The sequence below is a fragment of the Shewanella inventionis genome (genome assembly GCF_019931735.1).
Classification (GTDB): domain Bacteria; phylum Pseudomonadota; class Gammaproteobacteria; order Enterobacterales; family Shewanellaceae; genus Shewanella; species Shewanella inventionis.
The window spans coordinates 523,407-540,219 of the sequence record NZ_CP082926.1 but is presented as its reverse complement, the minus strand read 5'-3'; the positions used below and the strand labels follow the sequence as shown (position 1 = coordinate 540,219).

At 42.9% G+C, this 16,813-nt stretch carries 16 protein-coding genes; 5 read left to right on the top strand and 11 right to left on the bottom strand.

All coding sequences use genetic code 11. The features are described from left to right. Positions 1–14: 14 nt before the first annotated feature. The 5 genes from K8B83_RS02490 to K8B83_RS02470 all read right to left on the bottom strand — a co-directional run bounded on the left by K8B83_RS02490 (position 15) and on the right by K8B83_RS02470 (position 3,858). Positions 15–212, bottom strand: a complete 198-nt coding sequence (locus K8B83_RS02490) for a formate dehydrogenase (protein ID WP_188740762.1) — start codon at positions 210–212, stop codon at positions 15–17. Between the two features lie 49 nt (positions 213–261). Further along, positions 262–927, bottom strand: coding sequence for a TorD/DmsD family molecular chaperone (locus K8B83_RS02485; protein ID WP_188740763.1), 666 nt, complete (start codon positions 925–927; stop codon positions 262–264). A gap of 10 nt (positions 928–937) precedes the next feature. Continuing rightward, positions 938–2,623 (bottom strand): 4Fe-4S binding protein, encoded by a 1,686-nt coding sequence (locus K8B83_RS02480; RefSeq protein WP_188740764.1) that lies wholly within the window; start codon positions 2,621–2,623, stop codon positions 938–940. Between the two features lie 144 nt (positions 2,624–2,767). Continuing rightward, positions 2,768–3,394 carry a DUF3306 domain-containing protein gene (locus K8B83_RS02475; protein ID WP_188740765.1) on the bottom strand — a complete coding sequence of 209 codons (627 nt, stop codon included), beginning with the start codon at positions 3,392–3,394 and terminating at the stop codon, positions 2,768–2,770. Beyond that, complete coding sequence (locus tag K8B83_RS02470) at positions 3,391–3,858, bottom strand: DUF3305 domain-containing protein (RefSeq protein ID WP_188740766.1); 468 nt, start codon at positions 3,856–3,858, stop codon at positions 3,391–3,393. The genes K8B83_RS02475 and K8B83_RS02470 overlap by 4 nt, the downstream gene beginning before the upstream one ends. 337 nt (positions 3,859–4,195) lie before the next feature. Here K8B83_RS02470 and K8B83_RS02465 point away from each other — a divergent pair, with 337 nt between their 5' ends. Continuing rightward, on the top strand, positions 4,196–5,065 hold the full coding sequence (locus K8B83_RS02465) for a formate dehydrogenase accessory sulfurtransferase FdhD (protein WP_188740767.1): 870 nt from the start codon (positions 4,196–4,198) through the stop codon (positions 5,063–5,065). Between the two features lie 6 nt (positions 5,066–5,071). On the opposite strand, the gene rlmF is transcribed toward K8B83_RS02465, so the two are convergent. Both rlmF and K8B83_RS02455 read right to left on the bottom strand, forming a co-directional pair. Further along, positions 5,072–6,127: a 23S rRNA (adenine(1618)-N(6))-methyltransferase RlmF gene (gene rlmF / locus K8B83_RS02460; protein WP_188740768.1), complete on the bottom strand. Its 1,056-nt coding sequence runs from the start codon at positions 6,125–6,127 to the stop codon at positions 5,072–5,074. Continuing rightward, complete coding sequence (locus K8B83_RS02455; protein WP_188740769.1) at positions 6,127–6,525, bottom strand: flagellar basal body-associated protein FliL; 399 nt, start codon at positions 6,523–6,525, stop codon at positions 6,127–6,129. Before K8B83_RS02455 ends, rlmF begins: the two co-directional genes overlap by 1 nt. Positions 6,526–6,651: 126 nt before the next feature. On the opposite strand from K8B83_RS02455, the gene K8B83_RS02450 reads away from it, so the two are divergent. Continuing rightward, the gene (locus tag K8B83_RS02450) at positions 6,652–7,218 is read left to right on the top strand and encodes a chorismate--pyruvate lyase family protein (protein WP_188740770.1); all 567 of its coding nucleotides are present in this window, start codon (positions 6,652–6,654) and stop codon (positions 7,216–7,218) included. A gap of 177 nt (positions 7,219–7,395) precedes the next feature. Here K8B83_RS02450 and K8B83_RS02445 read toward each other — a convergent pair whose 3' ends face one another. The 3 genes from K8B83_RS02445 to K8B83_RS02435 all read right to left on the bottom strand — a co-directional run bounded on the left by K8B83_RS02445 (position 7,396) and on the right by K8B83_RS02435 (position 11,299). Beyond that, complete coding sequence (locus K8B83_RS02445; protein WP_188740771.1) at positions 7,396–10,263, bottom strand: immune inhibitor A domain-containing protein; 2,868 nt, start codon at positions 10,261–10,263, stop codon at positions 7,396–7,398. Continuing rightward, on the bottom strand, positions 10,263–10,562 hold the full coding sequence (locus K8B83_RS02440; protein ID WP_188740772.1) for a hypothetical protein: 300 nt from the start codon (positions 10,560–10,562) through the stop codon (positions 10,263–10,265). Before K8B83_RS02440 ends, K8B83_RS02445 begins: the two co-directional genes overlap by 1 nt. Before the next feature lie 140 nt (positions 10,563–10,702). Beyond that, the gene (locus tag K8B83_RS02435; RefSeq protein WP_188740773.1) at positions 10,703–11,299 is read right to left on the bottom strand and encodes a YhgN family NAAT transporter; all 597 of its coding nucleotides are present in this window, start codon (positions 11,297–11,299) and stop codon (positions 10,703–10,705) included. 253 nt (positions 11,300–11,552) lie between these two features. Here K8B83_RS02435 and K8B83_RS02430 point away from each other — a divergent pair, with 253 nt between their 5' ends. The 3 genes from K8B83_RS02430 to hemN all read left to right on the top strand — a co-directional run bounded on the left by K8B83_RS02430 (position 11,553) and on the right by hemN (position 15,524). Further along, positions 11,553–13,154, top strand: coding sequence for a metal transporter (locus K8B83_RS02430; RefSeq protein WP_188740774.1), 1,602 nt, complete (start codon positions 11,553–11,555; stop codon positions 13,152–13,154). Positions 13,155–13,213: 59 nt separating this feature from the next. Next, the gene (locus K8B83_RS02425; protein ID WP_188740775.1) at positions 13,214–13,963 is read left to right on the top strand and encodes an NRDE family protein; all 750 of its coding nucleotides are present in this window, start codon (positions 13,214–13,216) and stop codon (positions 13,961–13,963) included. A 184-nt stretch (positions 13,964–14,147) separates the two neighbouring features. Beyond that, positions 14,148–15,524 carry an oxygen-independent coproporphyrinogen III oxidase gene (hemN, locus tag K8B83_RS02420; protein ID WP_188740776.1) on the top strand — a complete coding sequence of 459 codons (1,377 nt, stop codon included), beginning with the start codon at positions 14,148–14,150 and terminating at the stop codon, positions 15,522–15,524. Positions 15,525–15,628: 104 nt separating this feature from the next. Here the strand turns inward: hemN and add are convergent, their stop codons facing one another. Further along, complete coding sequence (gene add, locus K8B83_RS02415) at positions 15,629–16,627, bottom strand: adenosine deaminase (protein WP_188740777.1); 999 nt, start codon at positions 16,625–16,627, stop codon at positions 15,629–15,631. Positions 16,628–16,813: the final 186 nt, after the last annotated feature.

Sequence of the window (16,813 nt, the reverse complement as noted above, 5' to 3'; positions counted from 1 at the left end):
CACACTCTCCTTTGTTATTTGCTTAACGAAGCATAGTAGTTACGAATATGCTCTGTTTCGCGGTAGTTACTGCCCGTAGGCTCCTGTGTAGACGGTTTAGTTACCTGAGCAAGTGCGGGTGCACTTACGCTAGCAACAGCACCTGCCGCACTGCCGAGCGCTAATGCTTTTAGCATTTGGCGACGACCCATGTCGGAAGCTTGCTTACTCATAATGTCTCCTTGTTAATAAAAAGATGTGGCCAGTTGACCATCATCCGGTTTAGTTAATTTGCACAGCTTGTTCTTCTACTGGATCTAAGTCAGCACTACCTGGACAATTCACCGGAATATTTAAACTTAACTGTTCAAATTCGTTAGCTTCGGCCGTAAAAAAGGCGTTAGCCAGTTGCGCAACCGCAACGTAAAACTTAGCACTAGGTGTTTTAGCCAAATTGTCGCAAAAGCGAATAATCCAGCTACCAATATGGCGTTGATAAAACGCTAATTGGCGATAACCTGGAGCTTCTAAAATGAGGCACCCCATCACTTCGCATAATGCGGCGACATGATCTTCGGGTTCTTTGACGTTTTCTTCGCGTTCAAACCCTAACTGCATTAAGTCACTGCGTAATGCGGCTAGGGGTTTGTCCATTAATGAACCCGTCATAAACCAACTGCCGTAAGGCATAATTTCACCGCTGCCTACACCTAAAAAAATGGCAAAATATTCATCTTCTAAAGTATCTGTATTACTTTTTTGTGCTGCTTGCTTCAATGCAACCCAGGCGTCGCTCATGGCGTTGCCGTCTTCGACTTCTATGTCTAAATCAGCTAAAAACTGTAATAACTCGGTACTCGGTTGGCGGCGCAATAATGCGGCCAATAGCTGATAAATATCTGCTCTTAATTGGTCGTTTTCGTTAATTTGTCTTATTGTTTCAGTCATAACAGATCTCTTATCGCAATTGCTTTTCTGGATCGTCAAGGATGTCTTCAAACATGTCTTTTACTCGGCAGTCGCCACACATTTTCAAACGCTCAATATTGGCGCTAAACGCACTGTGCGCGCCGACCATTTCTATCATTTTGTGCACCATGGATTGGGTGGCAAATTCGCTACCGCATCGTATGCATTCAAAAGGAGGTTCTTGTTTTAGTATTTGAACTTGCTGGCGCTGTTGGGTATTAAAGTTTATTTGAGCCGCTAAACTGATAACTTTTTCAGGACATGCTGCTTCACATAATCCACATTGCACACAGTCTTGCTCTGTAAATTTAAGCGCGGGGGTATTTCCGCCATCTTTTAATGCTTGAGTGGGACACGTGGCCACACACGACATACATAATGTGCATTTGTCGCTATTAATGCTCACCACACCGTAAGGGATATTGGCCAGCACTAATGTATTATCAACTGCGGCAGCCTGGCTGTTGAGATGGTCAATAGCTTGGAACAACTGACTGCGTTTAGGGTTATTTGTCGGCTCGAGTTTTGCCGGCTCCTGCACCATTGGCATAATAACAGGCCATGCAAGGCTAATTGCTAATGATGGATATAAATCGGTGAGATCGGCTGGGCTAATTAAGCGGATCCGCTGTGGCTGGCCCATTTCATCTAAAATACGATTCGCAAGTGCAAGTTCACCTTTTAGCATCTGGGTTAACGTTGGCGCGGTGAGCGGCGTATTTAAAATAAGAATCTCACGTGCGCCATAGGCGAGTGCGGTCATCCAATGATCTATACTGGCTACGGTTATTTCTTCCATTGCCACAGGCAGTACATCACCACTTAATTCGTCTGTAATAAACTGTGCACCAGCCTCATTGTCATGAAATAACACTACAGGAGCCGTTTGCGCTTGCAGACGAAAGCGACTCACTAGTTTTTCAAGATATGCATGTAATGATTTTGGGGTGGGTAAATCGTAACTTAATGCCCCTGTTGGACAAGCATTAGTACAACTGCCAGCGCCATGGCAAAGATATGGGTCGATTTCGATTTTTTGCGCCACACTGCTAATGGCATCTGCAGGACAAAAATTGAGGCAGCGATTACACCCATTTAAACCATGCTTGTTGTGTGCGCAAATATCATGGCTCACTTTTACGTATCGAGGCTTATCAAATTGACCGACTAAATCCGGAATTTGTGCTAACGCATCGGCAAGCAAAGCCTGATCTTGGCCAACATAAAAATACCCTGGAGGTAACATTTCTAGGTTAATGCTTGGGCTACAGCTTAAGTCGAGAACAATATCAAAGTGAGCTTGACGTATTGCTACCACACTTAATTCACTCACGCTGTGGTCGCTTTCTACCTTGACCTGAAACTGGCCTAAAAAGCCTTTAATACTGACTAACTTATTGTAATAACTTTCTACTTGAGTGGCGGCACTCATTACTGCTTCAAGATGGGCTTCATCCTGACTGGTAATGGCTTCATTAGCCAAAATGACGCAGCTGTTCATAGTGGACAATTTGTCCGCGGCCAATCGAGCAAGATCTTCTGGGCCAATAACTAGCACATTGCCCTGAGTGGTATAGCTGACGGTTGGCGGGATCAGATTTTGTAAAATCTGAGTATTCGCCATCACCTGCTGCCGAGCTTGTTTCAGCATTGGTTGGTTTTTTATTATGGTCATTGCGTTCCTAATATCGGTTTTTATACCTGGTTAATGCAGTGGCTCACTCCTGCAACTAACACTTTGTTATTCACATCAACTCATTAAATCGACTGACTGCATTCCCGATCCGTTATCAATAACATATTGAGATACAAGGGTCTGTTAGCCTTTAGCCTCATCACTGGCAAAAGCTTGCTCAAGCAGGTCATCATCCTGCACTTGAGCGTTAGCCGATAACGTTTCCGATTGCTGAGTAATGACTAACGACTCATCAACTTCTGTCGATTCTGTTTCACTGTTTATTTGGGTTGCCACTGCTTCATCACTAGCCATTTCGGCCTCAGAATCAGCAAGCAATTCATCTTCTGTAATCTTGGTTTTCTCAACCACATAACGAAACACTTTTCCGGCAAGTTCTGCTGATACATCGGCCGATAAAATCGGTTGATTGCTGTAATCCAGTGCATATTCTAATAAGCCATCAATGTGACCATACTGTGGTTGCTTCCAAAGTGCTCGTAATGCTGCAGCTTTGGTGGTCGGGTCAACATTTTTAGCCATGAAACGAGCAAAACTGCCACCCACTTCAATTGTGGTTGGATCAGGTAATGGCTCTTCTTCAGGACTTACATCCGGTAAAGTATCGTCAAGTTCTGCAGGCTCTGTTGCTTCGGATACCAGCTCAAGCGATTCACTATCCTTAGTATCAAGCGCTTGCTGCTCAGCTTCAGCGGCAACGCGTTGACGACGTAGCTCCCAACGACTCAGTAAGCCATCTTGACCACTCATTGCATACTTCCTGGACGGTTTGCACTTGGTCCTTCATTTTTACGGCGATTAACATGCTTACGACGGTGTGCGCTAATTTCTACTTCGCCATGACGAGTAATAAAGGCTTCTATCCAACAGGCAATCGCACTCGGCATAGGAATGTTCAACACGGGAGTATCAGACTCGAGGCAGCCGGCACTGACATTTTGATCCGCAGAAATAAAAGCTGGTACCCAGGAGCCGTCACTCAGCTGATCACACACTATGTATAGCGTTGGATTATCCATATCGAGATTAATACGGTAGCTACCACGCTGATCTTTATAAAGCTCAAGCGGAACGAGCACTGCATTTTCTGGCTTAGTTTGGGTAGCGGGCACCATGTGTTCGAGCTCCCAACGCACTGATGTCCACCGCCCAGTTTGCACTGACACTTTTTTAAGTGACACATACATAGGCCATATCTTGTCGTTATGTTGCATATTGATGCTGACCTCTGACGTTATTACGTGCCCAATAAGTCACGTATTGTTAAATTGCTTTAGCTAGTAAGAGCAAAATCGATGCCAACTAAAAAGTAAAATTTACTTTGAACTCGATCTCAATTTACCCGTTAACAATAGGACAATATGTCCACACTGCAATGCAGACTGGGACATTAATACGCGTAAAAAGTATTGAAATGCTAAAGATTTGCGCCAGATCACGCTTAAGTAAGATCTTTTAAGTTTAGGGAACAATAATTGCTATGCTAAACAAACGATGAAGCGATTCAATTGTGCCAACATCTTCAATAAAAATTCCCCTAGAGGCTTACCTATGACTCAATCCGCTTCGGCAACATCTTCAGCTCGCAAGCCTGTTAAATTTGTAAAAACAGCCACCCAGGTACCATTAACGCTTGCGGTTAAAGCCGTTGACGACCAAGGGGTTGTGGTTGATAAGTTTGTCGCATGTGAACGTCCGCTAACTGTGTATTTAAATTGGCGCCCCATCGTCACGCTCATGACCTTAGGCGCTAAGCCCGAGTCGTTGACCATTGGCTATCTTAAAAATCAGGGCTTTATTAGTGACTTAAGTTTGTTGGAGTCGGTAATTGTTGACTGGGAAGTGAGCTCAGCCGCAGTTATCACGCAGGAGGTTTCAGACGATATTGAACAAAAGCTGGCTGAAAAAACGGTCACATCTGGATGTGGGCAAGGCACGGTTTATGGTGGTTTTTTACAAGGTTTAGATAACATTTCATTACCTACGCCAGCATTAAAACAATCTACAATTTATGCATTACTCAACAACATCAATGCGTATAACGAAACCTATAAAAATGCAGGTGCTGTTCATGGTTGCGGCATTTGCCAGGACGATAAAATATTAGCCTTTGTTGAAGATGTTGGTCGTCATAATGCTGTTGATACATTAGCCGGTGACATGTGGTTAGATGAGCAAACTGGCAGTGATAAAATCTTTTACACCACCGGCCGCTTAACCTCTGAAATGGTGATTAAAGTTGCCAAAATGGGCATACCAGTATTACTGTCGCGCAGCGGCGTCACTCAAATGGGGTTAGATTTAGCCAAGCAACTAGGGATTACCCTGATTGCCCGGGCCAAAGGGCGACACTTTTTAGTGTATCACGGCAGTGAAACTATCGACTTTGATGCTCTTAAGGCAAACGCCACACCCCAGTAAGGTTTATTACACCCGCATGTTGGCCCATTGTTGACGTAAATCGGCAGGAATAAAACTCCACGCTAATATGCGAGTGATTTTGTTGCCTTGCGTCATTTCAATGGTTTTTACCTCTGCCGCATTTAATTGTTTGAGCCGTTGATAACACGGTTTAAGGTTGTCTGATTTAGACACCAATGAGGTAAACCATAAAACCTGGCTGGCATATTGTTTACTTTCATTGATCATGTTGGTCAAAAATAGCGATTCACCACCATCACACCATAACTCCGCTTTCTGCCCGCCAAAGTTCAACCTCGGATTAGTTTGTGTAACCGTTAAGCTGTGCGATGTTTTACCGTGTTTTTGCTGTTGGCTTTTTGCTAAGTTAGTGACTTTTCGCAATGTACCAGCAGCGGCTTCAGCTAACGAGCCATGAAACGGCGGATTACACATAGTGACATCAAAACGTTCATTTTCAGCAATAATCCCATGAAAAATATGTTGTGGATCCGGTTGTATTCTTAATTGCAAATTCGCTTTAATATTAGGATTGCTGTTGGCAATGGCCGCCACATTACTAATCGATACAGGGTCAATGTCTGATGCGACAAACTGCCAGCCGTATGTCTGAATCCCTAAAATCGGATAGATACCATTCGCTCCAGTACCAATATCGCAGACGCGAATGCTGCTCCCTTTAACCACAGCCCCTTTATGCGCTAATAAGTCAGCGATATAATGCAGATAATCAACTCGCCCAGGCACCGGCGGGCACAAGTATCCAGTGGGAATATCCCAGTTTTTTATCTTATAGTCACTGAGCAATAAGGCTGCATTGAGGCACTTTACCGCTTTAGGATCGGCAAAATCAATTGAGGGGTTTCCATAGGGATTTGCACGCACAAAAGCACTTAACGAAGGCATAACTGCAGTTAATCGAGCAAAGTCATAGCCATGTTGATGGGCATTACGGGGATGCAGTTTTTTAGGGGTGATAACGTGATTAAACGTTTTCTTTTGCTGTGTTGGCGAGCGCTTAGCATGCTGCTTGGCTCGCCCGACAGAATGTGAACGACTCATTAATCGTATAGGTATTTAGTAAATAGTAAATTAACCACTATCGCCTTACCGACTTCTTGTTGCATCAAGCGGTTTACGGTTTCATAGCACTCACGGCGAATCTCTTCACGACCAGATAACGATTTCACTTTATCTTCAGCCTGGTTTCCTAATATTTCAACAATAGCGGAGCGCAGTAGAGGATCATGGTGCTCTAAGCTCACAAGATCGTTAGGATCTTTAACCATCAACTCTACACTGATTTTCACAAAGCCTAGTTTTTTACGATTAGAAATGTAATTGGTGACAATATCAGGCTCGAAACCATAATAAGCATAATCTTCCAAACCTTCTTCAGCGGCGTGCAAGTTAAACGAAGCGCAACACAGCATAACTAACGTTAAAAGCCATTTTTTCATAATGAGAGACACTCCTAAAGATGTAACGTTAATTAAATCGGCCATGTTGTTCACACCTTGAGGTGTGTTTGGTCATTCATGACATGGTAGACTATTGCTGTTGAGGTATATTGTAACGAGTTTTAGATGAACGTGACCAGTGTTAGCTTTCCATATGGTGAATCAATTCATTGGTTTTCGCCAGAAAAAATACAATCATTGCCAGATAACCAACTAAAAGACTGGTTACTCGCGACAGGCAGTTTAACTCAACGCCTCAAAACTCACTGCACTCATTTTGAAGTCAAGGTCTTAGGGGAGCATTTACTCACGCCGCTTGAAGACGAATTTCCAAGCCATAATGAGCCAGTATGGATCCGTGAAGTATTATTGTGCCTGGACGGTACACCTTGGGTGTTTGCACGCACATTGATCCCGCAAAACATATTGCACACTCAAAGTAATCATTTTACCCGATTAGGCACACGTCCACTGGGTGAGTTACTGTTTTCTAGCCCCAATATAACACCTGGTTCTATTGAGGTTGCAAAATTTGAGACATGCGGACGTCTTGCAGCTCTCGCCACCAGCTTAAATCAACAAGTTAACTCTAGTTTGTGGGGGCGTAGACGCTATTTTAACTTGCACTGCTCACAACTTATCGTCAGTGAAATATTTTTGCCCGCTGCAGTTGAGCGCATTAATCATCTCTAAGACAGGATCCTATCTTATTTTAGGTTATGCACTGATAGGCCAAATGAACACTTCAGGCGAGTGACCTTAACAATTGTTGATAAATAACAACCTGAGTTAAAGACGCTACGGGTTATAAAAACAAACGCCCATTACCGTAATAATGGGCGTTTTGTTAATTACTTATCTTGTTGCCAGTTAAAGCGCTCTTACTCGTTGGCGATATACGCCGACAAAAGCCAGCAACATCATACTTAACCAACCTAAACTGCCACCACCACTGCTACTGCCTGTGTCTGTTGACGTTGTGGTCGGTGTTGTCGGTGTTGTCGGTGTTGTTACGGCAATGGTCACAGTAACATTTTGACTCACTGTTGATTCATTACCTAATGAGTCTGTCGCCACTAAAGTAACAGTATAAGAACCACTTTGAGTATAAGTGTGACTCGGGTTTAGCACTGTACTGGTTGCACTGCCATCACCAAAATCCCAAAGGTAAGTGAGTCCACCAAATCCTTGAGTAGAAGCGTTTGTCATGCTCACTGAAGCGTCGGTTTGGGTTAAGGTAAACGCCGCTAAAGGCGCAATCACAACTCTTACCGTTTTAGTTGCCGTAACCGTATTACCTGCACTGTCTTTAACGATGACACTCACGTCATAATCACCCGACTGTGCATATGTGTATGTTGGTGCAACATCTGTGCTCGTGGCATTATCACCAAAAGACCAGGCATAGGTATAGTCGCTTCCACCTGTCACCTGTGCACTAAAGCTCACATTAGCGCCATTAACCTGGGCAATGATATCAGCAGTAAGTGTCACGTCTGGCAATACGCTGCTGTCTGCTAAGGCAAATTCAAGCCTTGCTGTACTGCTATCGCTTGCTTGCTCAGTAACCTGCATAGTTAACCCAAGCTCAGGTAAAATCATGCCAGCTTGTGGTTTAAGTGGCGCGCTATAATCTCTGCTGTCATCAAAAAGTGATTCAGCATCTAAATGAGTGTCGCCTGTATAGGTACTTTGACTATACAAACTAAATGTTGCATCCCGTATCTGAACCTCTGTATCTCTAGTGCCTATGAGGTTTTGATCCGCATCGATCACACCAATCAACCCTTCACCAGGATGCTCTGACACATTGTTGTCGCTATAATTTAGGTTTTCTAACCATAACAATACACCGGGTACATACCGACTATAAACCAAGCCAGCATCAACACCTTGGTGACTGCGTAATTGCACAATATAGCGTTTTGCTTTACCCGGTAAGGTGTCGTCTATCCGACTAAATCCAGCTAAAGCCGCCACATCGTCAGCTTCGGCGCCGTCAATATAAAAAGCGTTGCCTTGGTTTGTTAACTGTATGTCATCAATTGCCATACCGTATTCATCTACGGCTTCATCAGTTTTGTACACCACACTAATTTGCACCGTGCGACCTGCATAGGCACTCAAATCAAAGTTCAAATCAACCCAGCTGTTTTCGCCTGTAGAACCGGCAATATCGCTAGACTTACCAGTAATGAAGTTTTTAATGGATGAGTTAACTGAATTACTATTGCTGGTATAATTTCCAGCGATGGCAACGCTATCAACTAATACCTGCACATAGTCATAATCTTCTTCGATGTCCCAATGTGCTTTGAAGGTTAAAGCAAGTGATGTACTTAACGGTAATGTCACGTCAAAAGACATGGCATTATTGAGCATATTGCCTTGTCCAGAATAATATTGATATTCACCAGTGAAAGGCGACTTAAAGGCAATATTTTCTGCTGGGAGCGCAATAGATAACTGGTTAACTTCGTCAGTATTAATGGCTTGATTTAACTGAAAAGTACTGCCACTACTGGTTAAGTCGGCTAATGAGATGTGCTGCTCCTTAACCCACTTTCCTTTATATTTTTGTTGTAAATAAGACTTAGCATAAGGACTAAAACCACTGGGTTGAGAGCCTGCAATACTCCCAGTCCAACTGCCACCAGACATTAATGACCATTCGCCAACAGGCGAACCATCGCCACTATTAGTTAGGTCATATTCATCGGGTAAACCTAAATCATGGCCAAACTCATGGGTACAGACACCTGCTGCGGCATCAATGGGTTGAACGGTATACCCAAACACTTTTAAGCCACGTCCAGGGATGGTATAGCCATTGGTTGTTGAGTCGACATAATATCTATGTGACCAAATCGCATCATCGCCTAAAACACCGCCACCAGCTTCTTCACCAATACTGGAGTGAAACAGCATCACATGGTCAATAATCCCATCGGCTTCATCATAGTTACCATCAATATCTAGGTCGTATGGATCTTCAATATCATAACTCTTGAGCTCAGTATCGCTCATCCCTTCAACCGCTTTCACGACAGCTTCTTTAACCAAATCAGGCACCGCGGTATCATCTTCGTCGCTGTTATTGCTGCCATAGAACGCCGCATTATTATCGGCAGTGACCCAATCTTGCACCTGGCCAGTAAAGTAAAAACTATTTCCCGACACCGCCTGAAAATACTGATAAGCCGATTGTAATGTTTGATTATTTGGGCCAGCAAACCCTGTTTCAGAAAACAACAGCTGCTGATAATGCGATGCAGGATAACTGCTGTAGTACATATCAGTATCACCCGCTGCAAGTTGATTAGCATCATGGGGTAAGTCAGGGAAGTCGACCAGCACAGCCAGTACTTTTACTGTTTTTGTAATATCTTGATCGGCTTGTACTGTGCTGTTAGCTGCAACATTTTGAGCACTTTTAGCGCTTTTTTGCGCAGCTTGCTTAAGGCGTACTTGCTCAGCTTTAACCTCAATCGCAGCCGGTTTAAATTTAGCATCACGGCCACGACTCACAAAGGCATCAATTGCGGCTTGTTGCTCGGCTTCACTTGCATCAGCTGCAAGCTCACCTCGCTTAATCAACCAATACAGCACTTGCTGCTCATTGATAAGCGCGCCATCGGCTGGCGTTCCGGTTTGAGGCGCAGCAAGGGCTACACCAGTTGAACATGCCAACAATAAAGCGGAAACGGCTAACCCTTGGTATTTAATAAATTTACTCATTACGACTTACCTGTATTAGGTTGAGGTTTGTGGCATTTCTCAAATGCTTTTTGGCGCTTAGTAATATAATCTGCGACGGTTTTATCTATTTGTGCTTGGTTCATGTCGTCAGTAATTAAACCTTTAGCACGTAGGTTTTCAATTAATTTACTCGGATCACGAATCGGTGGCATTGCATTTGGGCCACAATCTTTAATTAGCGGCTTAGCCACTACGGGGGCCGTTTCGGCTGTAGATTGATGCTGGCACCCTAGGGCACTAATACCAGCAAAACCCAACACAATAAGAATACGCTTCATAAACCACCCCCGAAACAATAATGACATGACATTAACAGCTGCAACGATGGTGTTACAATCAAAGTTAGCCATTCTTTAATGTAAATGTGACGGTTCGATTAAAAAATAATAAAAAGTCAGAGTATTGTTGTGTTTTAACATTACACCGTCGTGGCATTGATATAATTTGCGATACCATCAAGTAACATTTGAACTGATATCATCACCAACACCATTCCCATTAAACGCTCCACAGCAGTGAGGCCTTTTTCGCCAAGAATACGAGTAAACAATTTATAAAACATAAGGATAAATGCACTTAGCGCCCAAGCTGACACTAATGCTATTGTCCAATCTATCATGCGGCTACTATCAGTATGGGCTAATAAAATCAATGCGGCCAAAATAGACGGGCCCGCCATTAGCGGAATAGCCATCGGCACAATAAAGGGTTCTTCGCCAGCAGCGAGACCCGCTACACCACCAGGTGATGGGAAAATCATCTTAATTGCAATTAAAAACAAAATGATACCGCCCGCGATACTGACGGATTCAGAACGTAAGTTAAGAAAGTTCAATATCGCTTCGCCAGCGTACAAAAAAGACAACATAATAATTAACGCAAACAGCAATTCACGAATTAATACTCTGCGGCGCTTTTTAGGATCGATGTGGCGTAATATGGAAGCAAAAATAGGTAAATTACCCAGCGGATCCATAATTAGAAATAACATCACAGCAGCAGAAAAAATATCCATGAGCAACAATCTTTTGGTTGGTAAACAATGACGATATTGTATACCCAAAGCACAACAACAATCGATGAAATCACACAGTAATTCGTTACGTAGTGTACTCAAATGTTTACCCAATCAACCTGACAGGTTCAAACCTAAGTCACACTGACAAAATAAGTTTTAAGTAAATTTTTCAGCTTGAGCGATTCACACGCTACAACACAATCGAAAAATGTTATACTACATCGTTTTTTTTGATTGAACTTTGGATAACATGCTCTATCTCATCGCTAGCTGTATCGCATTATTATTTGGGCCACTTTTTTACCGTTATTTTTCATCGGGTAGTGGGCTACAAAAAGGCTTAGACGGGTTTATATTCGTCTCGTTAGGCGGGCTAGTGCTTATCCATATTTTACCTGAGCTTCTAGAACACGGCGGGTTTATTACGCTGTTTTTTGTCCTGCTAGGAGTTTGGGGGCCAACGGCCAGCGAAAAGCTGTTTCATCGTTACTCTACTGTTACCCATAATATTACCCTTTCTCTGGGTATTGGTGGTTTATTGCTCCATACCATTACAGACGGTGGCGCTATGGTATTGGCACAACAAGAAGGTAACTCAACACTACTCGCGTTAGGTGTCATTATGCACCGCCTCCCTGTTGGTGTGGCTATTTGGTGGTTGTTAAAGCCACAAGTGGGTACTCGCTGGGCAAGTGCTGTACTTGCAGCAATGATGATATTAACGTCTGTAGGCTACTTTGCAGGCGAGCAACTGCTTACTCAGTTAAGTCTAGAAAATACGGTTTACTTACAAGCATTTGTAACTGGTTCTATTTTACATGTGGTATTACACCAACCCCACGGCCACCAGCAAGAAGACAAACAAGGTAAATACCAATATCAAGCGGGTATCGGCAGTTTATTAGGCTTAGGCTTATTGGCATTATTGTTGTTAATGGATACCGGTGGCCACGAGCATGCACATCAAGACCATGGTTCAGAGCAATTTGTTAGCTGGTTATTAACTATTTCACCTATTTTATTCGCAAGTTATGTCATTGCAACTACTCGATTTGCATTGGGTTTACGACCGACACATCACTCATTAGCATTACGCTGGCTACAACGTCTTGCCGGGCCAGAAGCATTATTAATCTCACTATTATTATTGGGCCCGTGGTTTGCGTTATTTCAAACGCTAGGATTACTTGCTATTGGGACATTGTTAACCGTAACACAAGTTAAGATTACAGACCCACACCCAACCTTACCCGAGTCAGCATGGCGCTTTGGGTTTGGCCAATTAGTCGACCGAAGTGCGCCCTGGATAATACTCAGTTTAGTATTGGCCAATGTCATTGGTCATCCCTCTGTGCCATTAGAAAACCCTGCGCTTCAGGTATTTATTTTACTGTTAGTATTTTTACCCATGCGGTTTTGTAATCTAGGCACGGTGATTTTAGCCTTGGCGCTAGCGTACAGTGGTTGGAGTGAAATCGCAGTAGCATTTACCTTACTAGCGGCGCCGGTTGTGAGTATTGGTCAATTAAAACTGATGAACTGGAAGCAAGGTTTAATGTTAGGCGGTATCTTGCTCGCTGGTTTAATGGTGGCAGACCAGCTGTCATTAAGTTCAGCAATGACATTACACTTACCCGACACTGTAAATAGTATTGGTTTAGCGATCATTATATTATTATTTGGCGCGAGCTTATTAAGACTGGGACCGCGGCAGTTTTTAAGCCGTCTAATGATCAATATGAAATCGGCACCACACCATCATGATCATGTGAGCGGTCACTCACACACCACAGCTCATAGCCATTCACATGCAAAAGCAAATCATGCAGAGCATCATCATCCGCACAAATAACCAGTAAAAATCTTAGTTTATGGTTATGATGGGGTTACCGTCCGTTAACGAGAAACCCCATGTGCATTTTATTTGTTGCCATTGATGCCCATCCAGACTACCCGTTGATTGTTTGTGCAAACCGTGATGAATTTCATCATAGGGCGACCGAGCCGGCACACCGTTGGCCAACGTCACCCGCTATTTATGCAGGTCAAGATAAACTTGCCGGCGGAACTTGGCTTGGAGTGAATGAACTTGGCCACTTTGCAGGGTTAACCAATATAAGGGAAATAGAACAACAAGACGGCGTGCGAAGTCGTGGGGAATTAGTGGTTAATGCCTTATGTACGACTGATATCACTCCACAATGGTTAAGCGAACATGCTATTAACTACAACCCTTTCAATTTAGTGTTTCAACAACAGCAAAAACTGTATTGCTTTAACAGTAAAACCTTACAAACGACATTGTTGTCGCCAGGATTTCATGCGGTGAGTAATGGTGCACTAGACGATGTTTGGCCCAAAATGGCCAAAGGCCAACAAGCACTACAAGGTTACATTACCCAAACAGCAACACCAGATATTGAAGCTTTACGCAGTATCATGCTCGACACCTCGCAACCGCAAGATCAACAACTCCCTAAAACAGGTATTAGCCTTGAATGGGAAAGAAGACTCTCATCTATTTTTATTCAGCATGAAGAATATGGCACTCGGTCAACGAGTATTATATTGAAGCATCGTAATGGTCAAATCACATTCTCAGAAACTCGTTATGACGGTAAAGCACGAAATTTAGGTTCACAGCAATTTTTGCTTGGCTAACTTCAACATTTCACCAATGCAAACTGTGATATACACCTCATAATGCTAAAAACCTTACATAAGCAACCGCTAAACCGCGTGTATTTGCACAAGCAACATTCATTTTTACAACCTAGATCAAGTTAATTTGTTTACGAACATTGCATACTTCGCCTGTTGCTAATTTACTCCCGGAGGACACGCCTTGAAGCAGCCCACTCAGATTAGTTGGGATCAGTCGATGATCGAAAAATACAATTACAGCGGTCCCCGTTATACTTCTTATCCGACCGCCTTAGAATTCGATGACGCCTTTACTGAGCAAGATTTACTGACATCGATTAAAAATAGCAAAACCGACAAACTGTCGTTGTATGTGCATATTCCTTTTTGTGCCAAGCTTTGTTATTACTGTGGCTGCAATAAAATTATTACTCGCCACGCTCATAAAGCCGATCAATACATAGAATATTTAGCCGCTGAAATTATTAAGCGCGCACCGCTATTTAAAAATTACACCGTAACCCAAATGCATTGGGGCGGCGGCACACCCACCTTTTTAAGCCCAGAGCAGATTCTTAAGTTAACCGCGTTGATTAAAGAACACTTTAATTTTGCTGAAGTGGGCGAATACTCAATTGAAGTCGATCCACGAGAGATTGAACTGAGTATGTTAGATACACTAAAAGAAGCCGGTTTTAACCGGGTATCTATTGGTGTGCAAGACTTTAATAAAGACGTTCAAGTCGCGGTAAATCGCGAACAAGACGAACAATTTATTTTCGACTTAATTGCCAAAGCGAAAGCATTAGGGTTTGTATCGACTAACGTTGACCTTATTTACGGTCTACCGCTACAAACACCAGAAACCTTTGCTCAAACAATTGCACGCATTATTGAATTATCGCCAGATCGTTTATCGGTCTTTAACTATGCACATTTGCCATCACGCTTTGCGGCGCAACGTAAAATTAAAGATGTCGATATGCCATCACCACAACAAAAACTCGATATGTTGCATCAAACCATTGAGTCTTTAACGGGTGCCGGTTATCAGTTTATTGGTATGGACCACTTTGCCAAACCTAATGATGAATTAGCCAAGTTACAAAATGCCGGCAAGCTGCACCGTAACTTCCAAGGTTATACCACTCAGGAAGAATGTGACTTGTTAGGTTTAGGAGTGTCATCAATCAGCCAAATTGGTGATTGTTATGCACAAAACCAAAAAGACATTCGCCCTTATTACGAGTCCATTGACGCTAACGGGCATGCGCTTTGGAAAGGCTGCAGCTTAAACCGAGATGATGAAATTCGCCGCGCGGTAATTAAGCAAATAATTTGTCATTTTGACTTAGACATGGCCAACATTGAAGCCAAATTTGATATTCAATTTGAAAGCTATTTTGCCGAAGACTTGAAGTTATTGCAGACCTTTATTAACGACAAGCTTGTCGACATAACAGACCGCAAACTTACTGTTAGCGCGACCGGTCGACTACTTATCCGTAACATCTGCATGTGCTTTGATGTGTATTATCGTCAAAAAGCCCGCCAACAGCAGTTCTCACGGGTGATTTAACTCAGAGTGAATCATATATGACATAAAAATAGCCAGCATTTGCTGGCTATTTTGTTATCTACTTTATAAGGTTTAGCTCAAAATATTACAGCATTTACCATAGACTATTTAGCTTTTCTTGCGTACAACGCTTTACGATCACTGTCTGACAAAAAGGCCATCTCAACGCCATTACGTTGTAGTGTGGCCAATTGACTATCGCTAAAACCCATTTCTGATTTAACCACGCGATACTCATGAGCAATATCAATTGCGCTAACCCCTGGGTCATCAGTATTCAAACCAATTAGCACCCCAGCGTCTAAAAATTTACGTAGAGGATGCACGTCGTAATTTGCGACGGTTGAGGTATGTAAGTTGCTGGTTGGGCACGATTCAATACCAATACGATGTTTAGCGAGGTATTCCATTAATTTAGGATCGTGAATGGCATTAACACCATGGCCAATACGGGTAGCACCTAACACATTAATAGCTTGCCACATGCTTTCTGCGCCCGCAGCTTCGCCCGCATGTGCAGTGATTTGTAATCCGGCATCACGTACACGTTTAAAGTGTTCGGTAAATAAGTCGCCTGGGAAACCTAGCTCGTCACCCGCAAGATCCATTGCAACAATGCTGTCACGGTGCGCCAAAATGCCTTCTAGCTCTAAACGGCATTTTTCTTGACCAAATGAACGCGACATAATTCCAATGAGGTTAATTTGAACGTCGTGCTCTTTAACACCTGCACGAACACCATCAATAACCGCTTCAACCACGCCTTCAATGGGTAAGTTATGATTCATTGCCATATAATAAGGACTAAAGCGCAGCTCTGCGTAATCTAACCCTTGAGCTGCCGCATCGGCTACGTTTTCGTAGGCAACACGCTTAACAGCATCTAAATCCGCTAATACGGCAACCATCCAATCTAGCTTCTTTAAAAAATCAACCAGATTGTTTTCTTTACCTTGAATTTGCACAAAAGGCGCAAGCTCTTTAAGTGAATTAGCTGGCAGTGCTATGCCATGTTGGTGCCCTAATTCCCAAATGGTTTTTACGCTAACATTACCGTCTAAGTGACGATGCAAATCAACCAGCGGAATGGTTTTATCTATCATAATTAACCCCTATAAACGTACCCTGCCATTGGTTTGATTTTGTCGGTCAGAGAATAGTATTCAGTTTAACATGTATTTACATAAATTCTGATGACGATTGTTTTTTTCTGTTTTCGATCACAACAAAGTCACAACTCTGTTTACGATGTGTTTTTAGATAGAAATCGGGCATACTCTCAATAAACG